18 protein-coding genes are annotated in these 21,379 nt (G+C 41.6%); 13 read left to right on the forward strand and 5 right to left on the reverse strand.

Going from position 1 to position 21,379, the window contains the following annotated elements:
• The 6 genes from V7783_RS07565 (at position 1) to V7783_RS07590 (ending at position 6,023) form a co-directional block, all read left to right on the forward strand.
• Positions 1 to 1,497 carry a DUF3413 domain-containing protein gene (locus tag V7783_RS07565; protein ID WP_335678189.1) on the forward strand — a complete coding sequence of 499 codons (1,497 nt, stop codon included), beginning with the start codon at positions 1 to 3 and terminating at the stop codon, positions 1,495 to 1,497.
• Positions 1,498 to 1,570: 73 nt separating this feature from the next.
• Positions 1,571 to 2,047, forward strand: a complete 477-nt coding sequence (locus V7783_RS07570) for a DUF4124 domain-containing protein (protein WP_335678190.1) — start codon at positions 1,571 to 1,573, stop codon at positions 2,045 to 2,047.
• An 81-nt stretch (positions 2,048 to 2,128) separates the two neighbouring features.
• On the forward strand, positions 2,129 to 3,841 hold the full coding sequence (gene aceK, locus V7783_RS07575; RefSeq protein ID WP_335678191.1) for a bifunctional isocitrate dehydrogenase kinase/phosphatase: 1,713 nt from the start codon (positions 2,129 to 2,131) through the stop codon (positions 3,839 to 3,841).
• A gap of 15 nt (positions 3,842 to 3,856) precedes the next feature.
• Positions 3,857 to 4,795, forward strand: a complete 939-nt coding sequence (locus V7783_RS07580) for a LysR family transcriptional regulator (protein ID WP_335678192.1) — start codon at positions 3,857 to 3,859, stop codon at positions 4,793 to 4,795.
• A 174-nt stretch (positions 4,796 to 4,969) separates the two neighbouring features.
• Positions 4,970 to 5,413 (forward strand): ferritin-like domain-containing protein, encoded by a 444-nt coding sequence (locus V7783_RS07585; RefSeq protein WP_301562321.1) that lies wholly within the window; start codon positions 4,970 to 4,972, stop codon positions 5,411 to 5,413.
• A gap of 214 nt (positions 5,414 to 5,627) precedes the next feature.
• Positions 5,628 to 6,023, forward strand: a complete 396-nt coding sequence (locus V7783_RS07590; protein ID WP_335678193.1) for an ExbD/TolR family protein — start codon at positions 5,628 to 5,630, stop codon at positions 6,021 to 6,023.
• Between the two features lie 58 nt (positions 6,024 to 6,081).
• On the opposite strand, the gene V7783_RS07595 is transcribed toward V7783_RS07590, so the two are convergent.
• From V7783_RS07595 to V7783_RS07610, 4 genes are all read right to left on the reverse strand, one after another.
• Entirely contained in the window at positions 6,082 to 8,997 is a 2,916-nt protein-coding gene (locus V7783_RS07595; protein ID WP_442961350.1) for a TonB-dependent receptor plug domain-containing protein, read from the reverse strand.
• A gap of 126 nt (positions 8,998 to 9,123) precedes the next feature.
• Positions 9,124 to 10,200, reverse strand: a complete 1,077-nt coding sequence (locus V7783_RS07600; protein WP_335678194.1) for a FecR family protein — start codon at positions 10,198 to 10,200, stop codon at positions 9,124 to 9,126.
• A complete protein-coding gene (locus V7783_RS07605) occupies positions 10,197 to 10,754 on the reverse strand; it encodes an RNA polymerase sigma factor (protein WP_335678195.1) in 558 nt (185 codons plus the stop codon). Before V7783_RS07605 ends, V7783_RS07600 begins: the two co-directional genes overlap by 4 nt.
• 129 nt (positions 10,755 to 10,883) lie before the next feature.
• Positions 10,884 to 11,774, reverse strand: coding sequence for a LysR family transcriptional regulator (locus tag V7783_RS07610; RefSeq protein WP_335678196.1), 891 nt, complete (start codon positions 11,772 to 11,774; stop codon positions 10,884 to 10,886).
• Between the two features lie 114 nt (positions 11,775 to 11,888).
• On the opposite strand from V7783_RS07610, the gene V7783_RS07615 reads away from it, so the two are divergent.
• Positions 11,889 to 12,536 carry a peroxiredoxin-like family protein gene (locus tag V7783_RS07615; protein WP_335678197.1) on the forward strand — a complete coding sequence of 216 codons (648 nt, stop codon included), beginning with the start codon at positions 11,889 to 11,891 and terminating at the stop codon, positions 12,534 to 12,536.
• Between the two features lie 74 nt (positions 12,537 to 12,610).
• Positions 12,611 to 13,300, forward strand: coding sequence for a haloacid dehalogenase type II (locus tag V7783_RS07620; protein WP_442961349.1), 690 nt, complete (start codon positions 12,611 to 12,613; stop codon positions 13,298 to 13,300).
• Positions 13,301 to 13,370: 70 nt separating this feature from the next.
• Here the strand turns inward: V7783_RS07620 and V7783_RS07625 are convergent, their stop codons facing one another.
• A complete protein-coding gene (locus V7783_RS07625) occupies positions 13,371 to 13,973 on the reverse strand; it encodes a TetR/AcrR family transcriptional regulator (RefSeq protein WP_335678199.1) in 603 nt (200 codons plus the stop codon).
• Positions 13,974 to 14,212: 239 nt separating this feature from the next.
• On the opposite strand from V7783_RS07625, the gene V7783_RS07630 reads away from it, so the two are divergent.
• The 5 genes from V7783_RS07630 (at position 14,213) to V7783_RS07650 (ending at position 21,349) form a co-directional block, all read left to right on the forward strand.
• Positions 14,213 to 15,415 (forward strand): efflux RND transporter periplasmic adaptor subunit, encoded by a 1,203-nt coding sequence (locus tag V7783_RS07630; protein ID WP_335678200.1) that lies wholly within the window; start codon positions 14,213 to 14,215, stop codon positions 15,413 to 15,415.
• Between the two features lie 14 nt (positions 15,416 to 15,429).
• Positions 15,430 to 18,603 carry an efflux RND transporter permease subunit gene (locus V7783_RS07635; protein WP_335678201.1) on the forward strand — a complete coding sequence of 1,058 codons (3,174 nt, stop codon included), beginning with the start codon at positions 15,430 to 15,432 and terminating at the stop codon, positions 18,601 to 18,603.
• A 114-nt stretch (positions 18,604 to 18,717) separates the two neighbouring features.
• Positions 18,718 to 19,335, forward strand: coding sequence for a PilZ domain-containing protein (locus V7783_RS07640; protein WP_335678202.1), 618 nt, complete (start codon positions 18,718 to 18,720; stop codon positions 19,333 to 19,335).
• A gap of 68 nt (positions 19,336 to 19,403) precedes the next feature.
• Complete coding sequence (locus V7783_RS07645) at positions 19,404 to 20,459, forward strand: agmatine deiminase family protein (protein WP_335678203.1); 1,056 nt, start codon at positions 19,404 to 19,406, stop codon at positions 20,457 to 20,459.
• The gene (locus V7783_RS07650; RefSeq protein WP_335678204.1) at positions 20,456 to 21,349 is read left to right on the forward strand and encodes a carbon-nitrogen hydrolase; all 894 of its coding nucleotides are present in this window, start codon (positions 20,456 to 20,458) and stop codon (positions 21,347 to 21,349) included. The genes V7783_RS07645 and V7783_RS07650 overlap by 4 nt, the downstream gene beginning before the upstream one ends.
• Positions 21,350 to 21,379: the final 30 nt, after the last annotated feature.

Genomic DNA, 21,379 nt, shown 5'->3' on the forward strand with positions numbered 1-21,379 from the left:
ATGAATTTATCGCAGCACAATCAATTTTCGTCTAAAGCAAGTCAATTATTAAGTTGGGGGCATTGGTTCACATTCGCCAATATCGGCTTAGTGTTGCTTATAAGTTCAAGCTACTTATTTGCCGACTCTCCTCCAACCAGCTTTATGGGTGTTCTTTATATGCTAGTGACTTGGCTTAGCCACACTAGTTTTATTACCTTTATTGCTTTTGTGCTGACGGTATTTCCGCTGAGTTTGATATTTCCTTATCCGCGACATATTCGCGGTATGGCGGCGATCCTCGCCACCTGTGGAGCATCATTACTGACTCTCGATGCCTATGTCTATTTTAACTTAGGTTATCACTTAAGTAGCTCTGCACTACCTGAAATTATCAGTTTATTGTGGCACCGCTTAACTAGCTCCCCGGCCCTAACCACCTTACTTGCTGGCGGTATTGTAATGCTCATTTTTGCATTTCAATTACTCGCAAGTAACTATACTTGGCATCATTTAGCGCGTTTAAAACAGTATAAGTTTGCCCGCTATGCCAGTTCGTTTTTATTAGTGTGTTTTGCAATGAGTCACAGTATTCATATTTGGGCTGATGCTAATTTAAAATTTGATATCACCAAGCAAGATAATGTATTACCGCTGTCTTACCCAACAACGGCAAAAAGTTTGTTGGCAAAAAATGATTTATTAGACATCGAAAGCTATAAGCAAGCTCACAATGTGAAACTTAATACACAAAACATGAATTACCTCGCCCCGGCTCCCCTTGCTCGGTGCGATAATTTTAGCGCAGCAACTATCGATATATTAGTGTTTAACACTGATGCGGCATTAACAAGCTTTGCTGAACAACATACTAATTTGTATAAAACAGAGCGTTTTTTACAACCCAGTGCTCATCAAGATGCTTTATTTAGCTTAATTTACGGTTTACCTGCGTATTACAAACCAGCGTTAATGACAGAACAAACATTACCTGTTTGGCAAAGTAATCGTCGCAGTATGAGTATCAATGGCTTTGCTGATTACGACTACATTAATAGCGATACAGCCAACAACGCAGCCATTCGAATTATAGAGGCTGATGAAAATACCACGCTTCGAGCAGATGTTACGCAAGTATTTGCTTTTAGTTTAGCCAGCACTGAACAAGGTATTGTTTCAGCGTCGTCTTTGTACAGCACTGATAAAAAAGTAACCCGGATTGAAGGTTTGATCCAACCAAGTGATTTAATTGCTACCAGTGTCGGACAATATTTAGGCTGTAAAACTATCGCACAACAAACTATGTTAGGCGTTAATTTATATGGCAAAAAAGACGATATGGGCGTTAACTATTCGCAAGGCGTATTTATTGCTTATAAGAAAGACCGCATCACTTTGATTGATTCTGACGGTAATTATAAGAATATTTCTGCTGCGCAAGGGTTTTCTATCGAGCAAGGTTTAGATATTCCGTTTTTAGTGCAGAGTATTAAAAAACTAAAAACCTTTACCCAATAACGCCACTGGCGATTTGCCCTAGTTAGGTTATAGTTTTATATTCAACTATGACCTAACTAGGGAAGGCTGTGTAATGAAACTGTGTACTCTGTACGTTATTTTTATCAGTTTGCTCCTCGTTGCTGAGCCGGCTGCTTCCGCCGATAAATATTACAAATGCGTTACCGACAAAGGCACTACATTTAGCCAATTTCCTTGTGGCGGGCAAGCCACAGAGCATAAGCTGAGCGTATCACCGAATGTCACGCCCTCTAGTGGTAATCACGTCAAACTTCTTAACTCACTTGAACGTGAACAAATTGTTCGCAATCTCAATGCTGAAATTCGCAGCGTTAAACATAAACTCGCCATTTTAAGCCGTGACCGTGATCGCGCTGAATATTCGCAGCAACAACGGCTTAATCGTTTAATGAGCGATGATGAGAAAAAAAGTCTTACAAAAGATATCAAAAAACACATAAAAGTACTTAATAAAACCTATGCCAAAAATACTAAAGCAATTAACAAACAACTCTCCGAATTAGAAAAAAAATTAAAACGTTATGATTAAGCTATTGGGTTTTACCAATATTTAGCATACTCTTAACAACTGTAGAGTATATGCTCTATCGTCATTTTGGAGTACCCGTTCATGCAGCCACAAAACATCGCCGAGCTAATTTTAAATGGCTTCAAAAAGCATTATAAATTATTTCAGCAGATCACTGCACAAGCCCCTTTAGCATTTGCCAATCGAGACTGGGCAAAAATGCATGATATTAGCCGCCTGCGAATTACCTATTACGATGATCGGGTAAACGAAACAACCCAGCAACTGCAACAGCACGCCAAGCAACTTGATGAGTCACTGTGGTTACAAACAAAACAGACCTATCAGCTTTTTTTAACCTTTCATCCACAAGCCGAATTGGCTGAAACTTTCTATAATTCAGTATTTTGTCGGTTATTTCATCGGCGTTATTTTAATAATGATTTTATTTTTGTTAAAGCCACCTTAGCCGATGCGCCTGCGCTTCCTGTTGAAGCCGAATACCGTAGTTATTTTCCTGTTGTTGACGGCTTAAAACCCACAATCCGTAAAATAATTAATCAGTTTGATTTTAAAGCAAATTTTGTGAATTTAGAGCGCGATATACGACTGCTTGTAAAAGCGTTTTACAAACAAGCGCCCGATACACACCACCGTGCATGGCAAATGCGTTTTGATATTTTACAAACACCCTTTTACCGTAATAAAGCCGCGTATATTGTTGGTCGTGTAGTGTCGCAAAGTGGCGTGCAGCCATTTATCATTGCCGTATTACATCACCAAGATGAAGGTCTTTATTTAGATGCGCTACTGACTAACTCATCGCAAATGCGGGTTATTTTTGGCTTTGCTCGCGCCTATTTTATGGTTGAAACTCATGCCCCTTCGGCCTTAGTGCGATTTTTAAATCAATTGATGCCTAACAAAACCTTAGCAGAGCTTTACAATGCCATTGGTTTTCATAAACAAGGTAAAACCGAGTTCTATCGTGAGTTTTTAACCCATTTACAACGCTCTACTGATGACTTTGTGATTGCACCTGGTACACCAGGCATGGTGATGATGGTATTCACCCTGCCTTCTTTTGATTATGTGTTTAAAATAATTAAAGATAAGTTTGGTGAGAGCAAACCGTTTGGTCGCGATACAGTACTTAAACGCTATCAATTAGTAAAAAGCCACGATCGAGTTGGCCGGATGGCCGATACCATAGAGTATTCAAACGTCGTATTCCCATTAGCGCGTTTTAACGCTACATTGCTTGAGCAACTTAAGGCAACTATTGGCTCATCAATGATCATCGAAGGCGACTTACTGATCATCAAACATATGTATATCGAACGACGTATGACACCGCTCAATTTATATTTAGAGAGTGCCAATAGCGAAGATGCCGCCATTGCAATTACAGAATACGGCCAAGCCCTTAAAGAGATGATTGCGGTTAATATTTTTCCTGGCGACATGTTGCTTAAAAACTTTGGTGTGAGTAAACATAAGCGCATTATTTTTTACGATTATGATGAAGTGCAATATTTAACAGATATGAACTTCAGAGCGCTGCCTAAAGCAAAAAGCTATGACGACTACTTAACCAATGAGCAAAGCTACTCTGTAGCACCACAGGATGTATTTCCTGAACAATTATGCACCTTTGTAATGCCTAACCCGCGTTATAAGGAAATTTTTACTCAGGCACATCCTGAGTTACTCGATGTAATATTTTGGCAGCAAGCACAACAAAATGTAAGAAAAGGCATTGTTAGTCATATATACCCCTATCCGGCAGCACAGCGATTTATCCACCAGTGGTAAACGAAAGGACACACAATGAATATCAGTAAAATAGATTTAAACTTACTCGTTTATCTCGATACCTTATTACGCGAATGCAATGTTACTCGCGCCGCACATCAACTAAGTATTACACAACCGGCCATGAGTAATGGTTTAAAGCGTTTACGTAATTTATTTAATGATCCAATTTTGGTGCGAACAAGCGACGGAATGGTGCCAACCGAACGAGCAATTGAATTACAGCCGGTGATCCGCGGTATATTAATGACCCTAGAAGAAACGCTTGCGCCTAATCGCGAGTTTGAAGCTGGTCAAAGTAAGCGAGTATTTCGTATTATGGCCAGCGATTATGCCGCCAGTACGTTAGCGCCTAAACTATTAAGTAAGCTTCATGCAGAAGCGCCCGATACCACCTTAGATATCCTAACTCCTAGTGACGTAACCTTTCATGATGTTGAAAACGGCAAAGTTGATATGGCGATTAACCGCTTTGAAAATTTACCGCAATCGTTCCATCATAAGCGAATTTGGAAAGACAGCTTTTGCTGCTTAGTCAAAGCCGATAATCCAATAATCGAAAATTTTAGCCTAGATAGTTATTTAAAAGCCCGCCATATTTGGGTAAGTAAAACTGGTTTTGGTGTCGGGGTTGGTATGGATCCAAAAGATGTGCAAAAACTAGGCTGGGTAGATGAAGCCCTCGCCCACTTTGGCAAACACCGTAACATTGCTACTTTCACCCGTAATTACCATGTTGCTATTCACTTAGCGAAAGAACAAAATTTAGTTGCGACACTGCCTTCAAAAGCAGCAAACATTTATTTAGACGATGCCGGTTTAAAAATACTTGAGCCACCTTTTCCTATTCCGCCATTTGAACTCGATATGATCTGGAGCCCATTATTACACCGTGACGCAAGTCATATTTGGTTACGGCAGAAAGTGGCTGAAGTAGCCGATGAGTTAAAATAACACTCTTACAAAGTCTGTGTAAAATTTGCTTACTGAGTTTAGCTTAGTAAGCAACCTCCCCCTCAAAAATATATTTTAACCATTAAAATACAACTGGTTATATAAAACCCTCACACTGGAACATAGCTTGCTTTAGTTAATATGAATTTCATTAAACTTAAAGAGGTCATAATTATGAATACCCATCAAGGACAAGACGTTAATCATATCACTGACATTATCCAAGTAATGAACAGCGGCATCGACTTTTATGAAAAAGCCCAAGAGAAAGTCAAAGATCCAGCAATTGGCGCACTTTTTCAACGTATGATAGATGCGCGCAAAGTGAGTGTTGAAAACCTTCAACCCTATGCAATCAATGAGCAAGGAGAACGCGAAGATGGCTCATCATTTGCTGTTGAAGCTCGCCGAGCCTACACTGCACTGATCACTAAATTTAGCTCAGATAACGATCAAACATATGTTAAAGAGCTTGAAGAAGTGGAAGATAAAACACTCTCAGAAATCAAAACAGCGATGAAAAAACCACAGCCCCATGACTGTGAAGCTGCACTGGCTAAAGTGTTATTAACCATGCAAAGCTGCCATACCGAGATGAGCCGTATGCAAAAGCATTAATCACTATGCTTAAATCAAAGCCCAGCCAGATGCTGGGCTTTTTTATGTCCATAACTGTAGTCAAATGATTTTTATAACAAAATAATGCAAAGAATTAATAAAAATAGAATATTTATTTAACCACGGCATAAATTTTATCGTCTAGGCTTATTAATAGGTACCTACTACACCGCTGTGGCGCCGCAGCATTTTATCAAAAAAATAAGGTTCCATTATGAGAAATAAACAACTTATACAACAAAGTAATGCCGACGTAGATATGACCCCGATGCTTGATATCGTGTTCATATTATTAATTTTCTTTATAGTTACAACATCGTTTGTAAAACCCGTTGCCATCGAGTTACAACGCCCTTTAGATAAACCTAATATTGATAAACTAACTAAAAGCGCGCATTTTAGTATCGACCAAAATAATGCCGTACATTTTGGCGAACGGTTAATTGCGTTAGACCAAGTAGCCACTAACCTTGCTATGTTTGCAGCGAACTATGAAATATCCGCAGTGCAAATTTCAGCGAACGAAAACAGTACCCATCAAACATTGATGACAGTAATGAACAACATTAAAGGTTATGAAAATTACCCAATCACACTGATATCAAATTAAACGCGCAAAAAAAGGGCCTAACGGCCCTTTAAAGCTAAATAACGTAGGAGAAGTTATTTTAGAATCGGTATTCAGCACCTACATAATAGTAAGCACCGTTAAAGCCAAATGGCGCAGAGCGACGTGAATACTCAAATACCCCAGTAGAACTTACAATGGTATTACCTGCAGCATCCACTATAGTGCCTGCGCGTGAATTACCAATGGTGTTTTTATCTGGGTATACGTCAAATAAGTTGTTAGCACCAATATTCAGTGACAGATTATCAGTAACAAAGTAGTTCACTTTAACATCAGTTAGGATCTCAGCCCCGTAGGTTTGGCGACCACCGTCTTCAACTGTGTATTCACCGTAACGGTTAAGGGATAAGTTCACCGTCCAATCTTCTAAACGATATAGCGCACTTAAGTTAACTCTGTCTTGTGGTTGCCACTCTTCGATGATTGAGGTTTCTTGCGAAGAAAATACATCTTCAACAGGAATTGTCTCAAGGCCGCTGCCTTGTGGGGTAAATAAATCCACGACATCGGTTTCAGTAAAGTTAGCTGCTAAGGTAAAATCAAGCGTGCCGCCTAACCCTTCAGTATTCCAGGTTGCAACAAAATCAATACCTTGCGTTTCAGTGTCGGCCCCATTTAAGAAAAACTGCCCAGCACCTGCACCTGAGCTAACCAGCGCAGCATCTAAGGTGTCTGATAAGCCTTTGCCTAAACGATTACTGATCACAATGCGGTCATCAATATCAATTGAGTAGTAATCTAACGTCACATTAATGTTATCAGTCACGTTATATACAATACCCATACTTAGATTTTGTGATTTCTCTTCTTTGAGTTTTGGAATACCAATACTTTGTGCAAGCGTACTGTCGTTTCTAAACGTACCAACTTCTTCAGCCACTAAAGTCCCATTAGGACCAACCACAAATTGGGTGCTTATATTATTAAAATATAGCTGCTGCATCGAAGGTGCTCTAAAGCCGGTACTCACCGCACCACGTAACGATACGTCATCAGTCACAGACCAGTTACCAGCTAACTTAAAGTTTACCGTGTCGCCAAACCCTTTGTAGTTATCATAGCGAAGCGCGCCTGAAATAATAACATCATCAATAATATAGGTTTCAGCATCTAAGTAAAAAGAGATCACATCGCGAGATTCATCCACCGATGATTCAGGCGCAGAGCCACCAAAACCTTGCGTACCACCAGCGGCATTTTCGCTGCCAATGCCACCACTCATACCATCATAAATGTTAACGCCGTTGTTGGTATCGTAATCACGGTATGCGTATTCACTGCCTTCTAAAATACGGTATTCATCGGTACGTAATTCCGCGCCCATAGCAAGCGAGAAATCATCATAATCTTGCGTAAAATCAAGGTTAATGGTTTGCAGTGATAACTCCATGCCATAGGCATACGCTTGGCGAGGAATTGTGGCGCGAATGTCGTCAGCACTTAAACCTTGATCATAACGTAATAGATTAGCGTATGAGCCATTGATAGTGTCACTGGTGGTGTAATCGATGCTGTTTTCACCATAGGTGTATGACAAATCAAGGCTTGAGCTGTTATCAAACTCTTTTTTAAAGCCAAAGTTATAAGAAACATCATCAATGGTGGTATTAATTTTTGGTAAGAATCCCATTTGGATCACAGCATCACCGTCTTGTAATACTGGGTTACCGCCGCCATTGGCATTTTCACGGAAAAACGCGGCTGACTCATTATCTCGAGTTGAGTAAGTAATAAAACCATATAACTCGCCACCTGCTAGTTCATAGCCGGTATTCACCGTTAAAGCAAATTGTTGCGAGTCTGCATCGCCAATTCTAAATGTATCACGTGGTGCAGTCAGCTCACGAGGATCGCCCGCTAATAGCGTACCATCAGAAAGCTCTGTACAGCCATAAAATTGGCAAGAGCCATGTAAACCTGCGCGATTTGTTGGCGCACGGTCGCGGTAATTGATTGTGGTATTTAAATAACCGTCATCACCTAACGCAAAGCCTTTATTAAAATCAACAGTAACAGTTTCGCCATCACCTTCAGAATATTGACCATAGTTAACTGCAGCTTTACCGCCTTCATCTGCGTCTTTTAAAACAATGTTGATAACGCCCGCAATCGCATCCGAGCCATATTGCGCAGCCGCACCATCACGTAGCACTTCGATACGTTTGATTGCAGCAGCCGGGATCGCGTTCATATCAGTACCTGCGGTACCACGACCTACAGATGTATTGATATGGATAATACTTGCTTGGTGACGGCGCTTACCATTGATGAGCACTAAGGTTTGATCGGGACCTAAACCACGCAATGTAGCAGGACGCAGTGCATCGGTGCCATCACTGATCGATGAGCTTGAAAAGTTAAAAGAAGGTGCAATAGCTTGCAGCATACGACCCACTTCTGTTTGCCCTGTATTTTCCAGTGCTTCTGCACTTAAAATATCAACAGGCACAGGTAAATCTTCAACTGAACGCCCTGCTACACGGCTACCGACGATGGCAATTTTTTCAATGTTTTCTTGCGCGGCTTGTTCTTGTGCGTTTGCCACTTGACTGTTAGTTGCCATTAAAAGTGGTAAAACAGCGGCACTGACCCCTGAAAGCTTTCTCATGTTGTTATCATTCCTATTGATTTGTTTGAGTTTTATACTCAGTAAACCATTTTGATCAACAACCGCATCGAGTTCAGTCTGTTTTAGCATATTGCTAAGCGCTTCTAACTGAGTGTAATAACCATACACTGATTGAGCTTGGTATTGCTTGGCTAAATCAAACGAAAAAACCACCGTTTGTTCCGTTTGTTTGGCAAATTCAATCAGTGCTAAGTCTGCTCGCTGCGCTTTTATGTCAAATTGTATCATTTGTGATTCAGCCGCTGCACTTTGTACATTAAAACTTAATGCAAACGGTGCGACGGCTAAAAATCCACAAAGTGAATACGTTTGGTTACTGCGCAACTTATATAAACAGTTGAGAAAGAATAATCCGCTATGTAATTTTATCTTTTTATTAATTATTTTATTACTTTTTGCTTTTACCATTGTAACTTCTGACACTTTTAATCAAAGAGTAAGCCAAAACGATTAGCTATTATCGGACTGTTTTAAACTCACAATATGCTCACCTAAACGTTCATGCTCAATGGCTAAATTTAATCGTAAACTATCGAGCAATCCAACAATATCCCCAGCTTTAAAAACACCCGCAACTTTTAGTGAAGCTAAACTAGGATCTGCTAATTCAAAGCGTGTTGCGGTATAACGACTCACTTCTTGCAAAGCATCGCTAAGCGGTTCACCATTAAAAATTAACATCCCTTGTTGCCATGCTAAATCGCGCTGTACATCGTCTTGCGTTAAACGCGTAATTGGTTTTGTTATACTTTCTTTTATTAATGCTTTTTCACCAGAGATGACAATACTGGCATTAATATTTTTTACTTTTACGGTATCGTTACTGGCGTTTTGCAATTGTACAAAATCATCTGCATTGACGGCGACAGAAGGGTCAGTGATCATTACTTTGCCCTCTGTTACCACTAATTCTAAATCAGATGCCGCATTGCGTTGCACATTAAACACCGTTCCTAACGCTGTGAATGACTTATCTCCCGCCATCACAGTAAAAGGGCGTGCAGCGTCTTTAGCAACATTAAAACGTCCTTCACCACGACTTAAAATCAATTGGCGACGATTTTTTGTATAGGCTACTTCCAATAAACTATTGGTATTAAGTTGCACTATCGTACTGTCGGGTAATACAAACGTGGCTTGCTCACCCACTTTAGTGCGATAAATTTTACTGTACTTTGCTTGTTCATGTGGTGCTGTAGGCCAATGTTCTATACCAATAAACATAAAGCTGGCAATCAGTAAGGCTGCAAAAATGCTTGCCGCAATAGAGAAATTAGCACTTCTTTGTACAGGCTTATTAAGACCATGCTTATTGGGGAATAAACTACTAAGCTCATTTAATACGCTCAATTCATCCCATAGTTGGGCTAGCTCGAATACCGCGTCTTGATGGGCTTTATTTTCTTGCACCCAGCGCTGGAACTCTTGGCGTTCTTGCTCAGATAAGCCGCGATCCATGGCACTGATCCAACGGCTCGCTTTTGCTTGAATGGCGTCTTTAGACGAAAACTGATGAATATTACTCATTTTCCCACCCTCCTGGCAGGTTTAATAGTGGGATTGTGCTGCTCATCCAACTGTTCATGCTGCTGCATATAGTGCATCGACTGTAACAAACCTTTAGCGATATGTTTTTCAACGGTACTTTCGCTTAATTTCATATGCGCTGCGATTTCTTTTTGGCTCATGCCGTATACTTTCTTTAATATAAAACATTTTCGTACTGGCTGACTTAATTGCTCAGTAGCACGACAAAATAATAAGAAGCGCTCTTTTGAGGTTACTTCATCCTCAAGCTGCATTGATTTCAACGACTGTTGATAATCATCTGAGGTGTCTAATGAATCACACTGTTGATTATCCCATTTTGCAATATGATTCAGTGCTAAATGCTTAGCAGTTTTTAACATATAACTGCGAGCATACTTGATATCTTGTTTTAAATCAGCCTGATAGCTTTTAACAAAAGTTTCTTGTACGATATCTTCTACATCATCTGGCTGCACAATACGCGAAACAAAGCGACGCAACTGCGAAGACAACTCAAGAAATGTAGTGGATAATGCAAGCTTTCGCGTCATTATTGACTGAACCTTTGTTATTATTAATTACGCTAAGAGTACGAGTTTTGGCGACAATTACAAGCGCGATTGTTAATTTTGTGGGTATTAACTTTGTTTCGCTCACAAAACGCTTACACTTTTTTATTTTTAAGTTGAAGGTGTGCTAAATAAAGACTTCATAAACTCATAAAACACTTCAGTTTTTCGTGTAGTTAAGCTGTTTTGTGGTTTTAAAAACCAAACTGGTGCATCATTATCAGCTAAAATACCAGGGAGCACCTCAAGTAACTGCCCTGTCGCTAGCTCTTCCGAAATCGCTAATTTAGACTTAATTGCAATACCGTGCCCTGCAATGGCCGCTTGAGTCATATTATCAGAATTTGAAATTGTAAAACGCGTTTTCGCGTTAAAGTTAACCACGGTTTGATTATCACCTTTTAATTTTAACTGACGTTGCCAAGGTAAACATACCCAAAAATGCTGTGCTAACTCAGCTAGGTTATTTGGCATACCGTATTTAGCTACATAACTTGGTGCAACACATAAAATACGATGATTATTTACAACTTTACGAGAAAGCAAAGCTGAATCATTCAATTTACCCACTCGAATAGCAACATCCTGCGCATCATCAACTACATTGACAAAATTATCTGAAATCAAAAAATCTAATTTTAAATCTGGAAATTGCTCCTCAAACGCAATCAGTTTCGGCATCACGTATTTTGAAAACACCCAAGGCGGCATGGTTACTCTAAGTAAGCCACTAACCGATGAACCGCGTGCTCCAATACTATGCTCTGCATCATGAAGTGCTTCTAAAATAGAGCCAACTCGTTTATAGAACATCTCACCTGCCGGCGATAAGCGAATTCTTCGGCTGTCTCTGAACACCAATACGGTTGATAGTTCTCTTTCTAACTTACTTAGCCGATGGCTCACCGTTGCAGGTGACAAGCCCTGCGCACTGGCCGCCGCCAATACCCCTTTGTTTTCTACTATCGCTATAAATGTCTCTAAATCACCGATGTTATACATACACTTCCCCCTTGAATGTTCAGCATTTTCGAATGTAGCTTTCGGTTTTGCAACGTTTATTTAAATAAGCCAAACAGTATACTGATTAACATTCAAGCCAAAGAGGAAATAATCATGAATTTAACAGCGCAAATAGCCGCGTATGAACAACAAAAACAAGCCAATGTACCCAGTGAAATTCTTGCTGTGATGGAGCAAACCACGGAACAATTAATAGCAAGCCACCTTAAAGATAATGCCTTGCAAGTTGGCGATAAAGTGACTGATTTCAGTTTGACGAATCAACATGGCGACGTAACTAAGTTAGCTGAGCTACTTGCCTCAGGCCCTGTCGTTATCAGTTTTTATCGTGGGGGCTGGTGCCCGTATTGTAATTTAGAGCTCAAAGCGCTCAATGCACTAATGTCTGATTTTAAAGCTCTAGGAGCACAGCTTCTGGCTATTTCACCCCAGTTACCAGATGCGTCATTAACCACCGCAGAAAAGAATGCTCTTGAATATAATGTGTTATCTGACGTAGGTAACCGGGTTGCAACACAATTTGGTTTAGTGTTTACGCTTGATGAGCGCTTAAAACCTATTTATGCACAATTTGGTTTAGATATAGTGAACGCTAATGGCGATGATAGTTTTCAATTACCTTTACCCGCAACCTATGTTGTAAATCAACACGGGATCATAACCTACGCGTTTGCCGCTGAAGATTACACCTTACGCGCAGAGCCCAGTGATGTGCTTAACTCATTAAAGAGCGATAAATAATGAAGCTAATGAAAAAAGTACAAACATTGATTGCTTTCCTTTTAGTCACTTGCAGTTTTTTTGGAGCAAACGTAATGGCAGCTCAACCTCAGTTCAGCAAACCTAAAGTTATTATTTTTGATGTAAACGAAACACTACTTGATCTTGAGTCTATGCGCACTTCAATTGGCGCAGCATTGGCAGGACGTGAAGATTTATTACCACTGTGGTTTTCAACCATGTTGCATCATTCATTAGTCAGTACAGCAATTGGTGATTATCAAGACTTTGGTAAAATTGGCGTGGCATCACTATTAATGGTGGCGCAAAACAAAAATATTAAACTCGATGCTGAACAAGCAAAAACGGCCATTGTTACACCGTTATTAAGCTTACCTGCGCATCCTGACGTAAAAGCAGCACTGCAGGCACTCAAAGATCGTGGTTATAAGTTAGTGAGTCTCACTAATTCATCAAATCATGGCGTTAAAACACAATTTGAAAGTGCTGGTTTAACCGGTTTTTTCGACGCACGCTACAGCATTGAAGATATTAAAATTTACAAACCAGATTTACGTGCCTATCAATGGGCGCTGGATAAATTAGGGGTAGAAGCAGAGCAAGCACTGATGGTTGCAGCGCATGGCTGGGATGTTGCAGGGGCAAAAGCTGCTGGCTTGCAAACTGCTTTTATTGCACGTCCAGGTAAAGCGCTTTACCCACTTGCAGAAAAACCTAACTATAACGTGAAAGATTTAACTGAGTTAGCCGCTCTACTTAAATAAGCCTGATTTAGGCGGTATACCCAAATCAATACCCAAGCGGCCAACTAATGGAATAGTCATGGCCGCTTATTTACTCTTGTAATTTAATACCGCTGATGAAGAATCGTGATGTTAGATCAATTAACTGCTCAATTTTTTCGTCATCTAGTGCAGGTTTCCATTGGATCACTTGCTCCCAGTAGGCCATTTTTTTTAGCCCACCGTAGAAAAAGGCCGCGGCAATATCGGCTGGAATATCGTTTAACACCCCTGCCGCATGCGCTTGTGCAAACCACCCTTGCAGCCCTTTACCGCAATCTAAAAACTTAGCCTCAAGGCGAGCGGCTTGTTGTTTATCACGCATGGATTCAATAATCACAATACGCGACAAGGTTAAGTAATCTTGATCACTTCCTAGGGCAAGCGAAAGCCGTGCGAGCTCCTTCAATTGATGATAGACAGCAATGTCACTGCGATAGTGATAATTTTGTAACTGCTCAATACGCGACAGCAGCAATAGCACCACATCATCGAACAAGGCTTGTTTATTAGCGTAATGCTTATACAGTGTCCGCTTTGAAACATTCGCTTTTTTTGCAATAGCTTCCATAGTTGTGCCCACTAAACCACGCTGGGCAAACTCCTCGATCGCAACGCACATTACATCATTTTGTTTAGTATTATTTGGTTCCATACTGCCCCCAATATTTATCCAAATATTATACATGAATTTGCAATATAATCGTACTTTGTAAAAAGTAAACGCAAGTGTATACCTTAAACATGAATAGGTATACACTTGCGTTTACATAAGCTAAATGGATTCGGCATTACACAACTTAAGCTGATCATAAAATCAACAATGTGCCATGCTATTAACTTAGAAAACATTTACTATTATTCATACTTAACAATTGGAACTGTGGAGTAACCATGCGTCTGCCTTTCGCACTATCAAAACTATCTTTACCTTTATTTTTATTGACCTCTGCCACATTGTTACTGCAAGGCTGTGGTGAAGCACCCGAAGCCGAACAAGCAGCAATGCACCCGGCGGCCGTTGCGACGACTATTGCACGCTATGAAGATGCGCCATTTACCATTGAACTGCCAGCAACCTTATCAGGCTCTAAAGAAGTTGAAGTACGTGCCAGAGTGACGGGAATTTTAGAATCTCGTAACTTTGATGAAGGTCAAACTGTTAGCCAAGGTCAATCTCTTTTCACTATCGATTTGGCCCCGTATCAATTGGCTGTTGAGAGCGCACAAGCAGCCTTAGATGGCGCAAAAGCCTCATTAGTGCAATCTGAGCGTGAAGTTAAACGGTTAGCAAAATTACGCGCAGACAAATCAGTATCTCAACGTGACTACGATAACGCCAGCTCTACTCAAGATATTGCCAATACGACCTTAGCGGCCGCTAAAGTGGCACTAAAAGAAGCCCAACTCGATTTAGAATACGCACAAGTAAAAGCCCCTGTTGCTGGTGTAATGGGTCGTGAATTTGTCTCTGAGGGTACTTATGTATCTGGCCCTGATTTATTATTAACGCAAATAACTCAACTTGATCCTATTCGGTTACGATTTGGTATTTCTGAGCGCGAGCAGTTACAAATGCGCCAAGATGTCGCTAATGACTCATTAACCTTGCCAGAAAAAGGCCAATGGCACACCAGCATCAAACTACAAGATGGCTCACTGTATCAACAAACCGGCAAAGTTAACTTCTCTGACGTGCGTATTAACCCAAATACCGGCACCAGTGAGCTGCAGGCAATTATCCCAAACAGTGATTTTAAACTACGTCCTGGGCAGTTTGTACGCGTTAGATTAAGTGGCGCGGTTCGTAAAAATGCGTTTGTGATCCCACAGCGCGCAGTGCTTGATAACGGTACTGGCAAGTTTGTGTATGTCGTCGCAAAAAATGAACAAGGCGGCACAATTGCCCGCCCAGCACCGGTTGAAGTCGGCGAATGGATCCAAAAGCCTGATAATCAAGGCGATAAAAACTTTTGGCTGATTAAGTCAGGGATCCAGCAAGGCGATGAAGTCATCATTGATGGCATGGCAAAGATCTTCTTTGCAGGCATGCCAGTGGCCGTTAACAATGCAACAAACAACGTAAGCGCAGAATAAGCGCAGGGAGTTTTATGTTTTCTCGTTATTTTATCGACAGACCTATTTTTGCGTTTGTGATCTCTATTGTCATTGTTTTGGCAGGCCTTGCCGCTATGCGCAGTTTACCCATTGCGCAATACCCTGAGATTGCCCCACCGGTTGTGCAAGTTACAGCAGCTTATCCGGGAGCTTCAGCTGAAGTACTTGAACAAACAGTCGCAGCGCCAATAGAAAATGCCATTACAGGTGTTGAAGGCATGATGTATATGTCTTCAACTTCTACCAGCTCAGGTGCAACAACGATTGAAATTACCTTTGAGATTGGCACCGATATTGACCAAGCTGCGGTCAACGTCAATAACCGTGTCAAACAAGTTGAAGCCCGATTACCGGAAGAAACACGCCGCCAAGGTGTGGTCGTACAAAAAGGGTCATCAAGCTTTTTGCAAGTCCATGCATTTTATTCGCCAGATGGCAGCCGCGATAGTCTATGGACGTCAAATTATGTGACACTGAATATTTTAGATCGCATCAAACGTATTCCCGGCACTACTAGCGTACAAATTTTTGGTGCTAAAGATTACGCCATGCGGATTTGGCTGCGTCCTGATGTTATGAGTCAGCTCGGTGTGACGGTTGAAGAAGTCGCCGGTGCTATTCGCAGCCAAAACTCTCAATATGCGGCGGGTTCGATTGGTGCAACGCCAACATCGCAATCTGCACAAGAGCTCGTCTACAGCGTGACGGCACAAGGGCGTTTATCGGAACCGGAGCAGTTTGAAGAAATCATTATTCGCTCAAACTTAGATGGCAGTAGCTTACGTTTAAAAGATATAGCCCGTGTTGAACTAGGTGCGAAAGATTATAACTTTAGAGGGACCATCAACGGTAAAGAAGCCGTGCTACTTGGTATTTTCCTGCAACCTGGTGCCAACGCCCTTGATGTAGCCGCAGAAGTTAATGGTGTATTAGCACAAGTGACGCAGCAATTCCCAACCGGCCTAGCTCATCTAAACTCTTACGATACCACCCGCTTTGTTGAAGTATCAATTCGCGAAGTTGTTATCACCTTGATTGAAGCAATGGTGCTGGTGTTTTTAGTGGTATTTTTGTTTTTACAAAATTGGCGTGCAACGCTTATTCCAACTCTGGCTGTGCCGGTATCACTGCTTGGCACATTCGCGGGTATGTACATGCTCGGTTACTCGATTAACTCGCTGACATTGTTTGGTATGGTGTTGTCTATCGGTATCGTGGTAGATGATGCCATCGTAGTGCTTGAGAATGTTGAGCGTATCATGCATGAAGAGCATGTTAGCGCCCATGAAGCCGCCATTAAAGCCATGAAAGAAGTATCTGGCCCGGTTGTTGCGATTGTTCTGGTGCTTTGCTCTGTGTTCGTGCCAATTGCCTTTTTAGGAGGTTTAACCGGTGAATTATTCCGCCAGTTTGCAATCACTATTTCAATTGCAGTGAGCTTATCAGGCGTAGTCGCACTGACTATGACCCCCGCTTTATGCGTACTTATTTTAAAACAAGAGCATAAACAAACCGCAAAATTCTTTTTATGGTTTAACCGTGTATTTACTCAAATAACCAGTAAATATGTGGGTGCTGTTGGGTTTATGGTTCGCCGTGGCGCACTGGGTTTATTGCTGATGATTGGTATGGTGTCAATCACTATTGGACTTTGGAAAAATACCCCAGGCTCACTGGTGCCCGATGAAGATCAAGGTTTTTATATTTCGGCGATTTTCTTACCTGATGGCTCTTCATTAGAGCGCACAGAAAAAGTAGTCGCAGAAGTCATTAGTGCCGTACAGTCAAACCCCGCTAACGAAAATGTCGTTGCATTTACTGGTTTTGACTTTATCGGTGGCGGTTATAAAAACAGTGCCGCAACCTTGTTTGTAACACAGAAACATTGGGATGAACGTGAAATCGATACTAAAAGTCTCGTCAATGAGCTGTTTATGAAAACTGCGCATATCAACGAAGCACTCGTTTTAGCGTTTAACCCCCCAGCTATTTTCGGCTTAGGCAATACCGGTGGCTTTGAGTTTTACATTCAAAATAAAGGTGCAGGCGGTCCTGAAAAACTGCAACAAGCAATGGGTTTAATGATGGCTGAAGCACAAAAAAGCCCAGTTTTAAGTGGCCTACAAACGTTATGGCGTCCAAATGCGCCGCAACTTAAGGTAGATGTTGACCGCGAACAAGCGCGTGCTATGGGCATTGAAATTGACGATGCGTTCACCGCCCTTGCCGGTACCCTAGGCACATATTATGTTAATGATTTCAATAAGTTTGGTCGTGCATGGCAAGTACTGATGTCGGCAGAGGCAGAGTTTAGAATGAAACCAGATGACATTGGCCGAATTTATGTGAAAAACAGCCAAGGTACTATGGTGCCCATGTCGGCGTTTACTAACATTGAATACAGCCGCGGACCGGAAAGCTTGAACCGTTATAACAACTTGCCTGCGGTTAAATTACTGGGTAATGCAGCCCCGGGTTACAGCTCTGGTCAAGCAATTGCTGAAGTAGAGCGTATTGCTAAAGCCGTCTTACCACCAGATATGACTTATGACTGGACGGGCTCTGCATATCAAGAAAAACGCAGCTCAGGTACCACAGGCATTGCCTTAGGCCTTGCGGTGATCATGGTGTTTTTGATTCTTGCAGCACTTTACGAGCGTTGGTCATTACCTTTATCGGTGATGTTAGCGCTGCCATTTGGTACCTTTGGGGCGTTGGTTTCAATTTGGTTAGTCGGTATGACCAATGATGTTTACTTTCAAATCGGCTTAGTGACCTTACTTGGCTTAGCTAGTAAAAACGCCATCTTGATTGTTGAATATGCCTTAATGAAACACCAGCAAGGTTGGAGCGCAAGCGCAGCCGCACTTGAAGCTGCCCGCCTGCGATTTAGACCCATTATTATGACCTCGTTGGCGTTTATTTTAGGCGTGGTTCCTTTGGTTATTAGTTCTGGCGCAGGTGCTGGTGCACGTCATAGTGTTGGTACTGGGGTTATGGGCGGCATGATGGCAGCAACATTCCTAGCGGTATTTTTTGTACCTCTGTTCTTCTACTGGCTGACAGAGCATAAATTAACAGAGCAACGTTCCCGTGCAGACTTAGCAGAGGAAATTGCAGCTCACCATAAACGGGAGCATGTTGATACTCAAGAAGGTAATGTTTAGTAAAAAAAATATAAGGGCAAACAGTAGTTTGCCCTTTTTTATGGCAACTTGATAACTAGCAATTTAATCTCGTCAGCGCTACTATATTAATTCGTGCGTCGAGGAGCCAAAATTATGAACAGTGAAAAATTAACCGAGTTTGAGCAGTATTTTCAAATAGATGAAAGTAACCGAGTCAATTTGTTTGCCGTTGATGATAACAAGGTACCAACAACGTTAGCGCAACTAGAAGCAGATATCCCGCCATTATTTAAACTCGCCAATGAAGTCAGTGAACTTGAACAAAGCTCGCTCAGGCCACTACGTAACTTGGGCGATGTAGCACAAGAACTCGCGGTATTTTTGCAAGCGCAATCACGCAAAATTGACTTAATAATGAGCCATATTTTAGCTTCTGAACAACCCGAAGATAACGCTATTTATTGTGATAGCTACGGTGGTGGCGGTGTAAAATTAACCGATACAAAAGCGTACGCGATTGGCCAAGCATTTCGCACAAAGCTATTTTTACAACACGAAGCGTCTGCAATTTATTGTTACACCGAAGTAGTTGCCGTTAATAAAATTGACGATGAACACTACCAATACACCCTACTCTTTAAAGCTATTCGCGACACCGATCAAGAGCTTGTCGTACGTGCCAGTTTACATGCACAAACTCGACAGCTTAAGAAACGCCAACAACATGAAAACGACAGCTTTGATAATAAACCACCCACTGAGCAACAATAGCGACGAAAAAGCTGACATATGCGGCTGAAATGCTAAACTAGCCACACCTTTGTTTGTTTATTAAATTCATGAACTTTAGACTTTTACCCGAATGGGCTGAGCAAGACGCCGTTATGCTCACTTGGCCACACCAAGCCACTGATTGGTGCGACAATTTATCCGCTGTAGAGCCGGTCTATGTGCAACTATGCCAACACATCTGCCATGTTCAGCAGTTAGTGATCATCGCTCATGATGAAGCCTTAAAAGCACACATTAGCCAGTTGTTAAGTAAAAACAATGTTGATTTGAGCCGCGTACATTTTGTCGTGACACCGTGTAACGATACCTGGGCACGTGATCACGGGCCACTGACCTGTGCTGCGCTTGAAGATAGCAACCAGCTAAAAATCGTTGACTGTACCTTTAATGGCTGGGGTAATAAATTTACCAGTGATTTAGATAACGATATTAATGCAGTACTGGTTAAACAACTTGCTGATACCCGCAATCAGTACCAAGCGCTTGATTTGGTTCTTGAAGGTGGCGGTATAGAAATCGATCAACACGGTGTATTACTCACCACCAGTGAATGTTTGCTTAATCCAAATCGTAATCCAAATCTAACCCAACAAGACATTGAACAGTGCCTACGTGAACAACTTGGCGCAACTGAGTTTTTATGGGTGGATCATGGCTACCTAGCAGGTGACGACACCGACAGTCATATCGACACTTTAGTGCGCTTTGCACCCAATGATACCTTAGTGTATGTAAAGTGTGATGACGAAAGTGATGAACACTTCAGCGCGCTCAATGCCATGGAAAAACAGTTACAAGGCTTTACAGCAACAACAGGTAAACCATATACCTTAATTGATTTACCTTGGCCTAAAGCTGTCTTGAATGATGATGGCGACAGATTACCTGCGACCTACGCAAACTATTTAATCATCAATGGTGCCGTGCTGGTTCCAACTTATGCGGATGAGAACGATAGTTTAGCGCTTGCGCAAATTCAGTTAGCATACCCTGAGCACCAAATAATAGCCGTTAACTGCTTACCCATTATTCATCAATTTGGTAGTTTACATTGCATTACCATGCAATTACCCCGTGGATTTTTAGCTGGAGCATCATTATGAACAGCCCTGCAAATTTAACCGTTGCCTTAGTGCAGCAAAGTAACAGTTATAATGTAGAACAAAACATGGCTAAATCAATCGCTGGTATTCGCGATGCTGTAAGCCAAGGCGCACAACTTGTGGTGTTACAAGAGTTACATCGCAGCCTGTACTTTTGTCAAACCGAAGACGTGGACGTATTTGATTTAGCCGAAACTATCCCCGGGCCAAGTAGCAATACTCTCGCTGAGCTGGCGAAAGAGCTTGGTATTGTTATTGTTGCCTCACTATTTGAAAAACGCGCCACAGGTCTTTATCACAATACTGCGGTAGTGCTTGAAAAAGACGGCAGCATTGCGGGTAAATACCGCAAAATGCATATTCCTGACGATCCTGGTTTTTACGAAAAGTTTTACTTCACGCCAGGTGATTTAGGTTTTGAACCTATTCAAACCTCTGTTGGTAAACTTGGTGTACTGGTTTGTTGGGATCAGTGGTTTCCAGAAGCCGCGCGCCTAATGGCAATGGCCGGTGCCGAATTATTAATTTACCCAACCGCTATTGGTTGGGATCCGCGAGATGATAAAGGTGAGCAAACTCGCCAAAAAGATGCCTGGGTGATCTCACAACGTGCACACGCTGTTGCCAATGGTGTTCCTGTGATTAGCTGTAATCGTGTTGGTCATGAAAGTGATCCAAGTGGCCAAAGTGACGGTATTCAATTTTGGGGTAACTCTTTTATTGCCGGTCCCCAAGGTGAACTGCTAGCAGAAGCTAACAACACTGATGAGCAATTGTTACTGGTTGAACTTGATCAAAAGCGTTCAGAAAATGTTAGACGAATTTGGCCGTATCTACGCGATCGTCGTATTGATCACTACCAAGATTTAACCAAAATATATCGCGATTAAGAATAAATTAGCGCCTCGGTTGAGGCGCAT

Origin of the sequence: Pseudoalteromonas sp. (assembly GCF_036960685.1) — a bacterium.
In the GTDB taxonomy this organism is placed as follows: Bacteria; Pseudomonadota; Gammaproteobacteria; order Enterobacterales; family Alteromonadaceae; genus Pseudoalteromonas.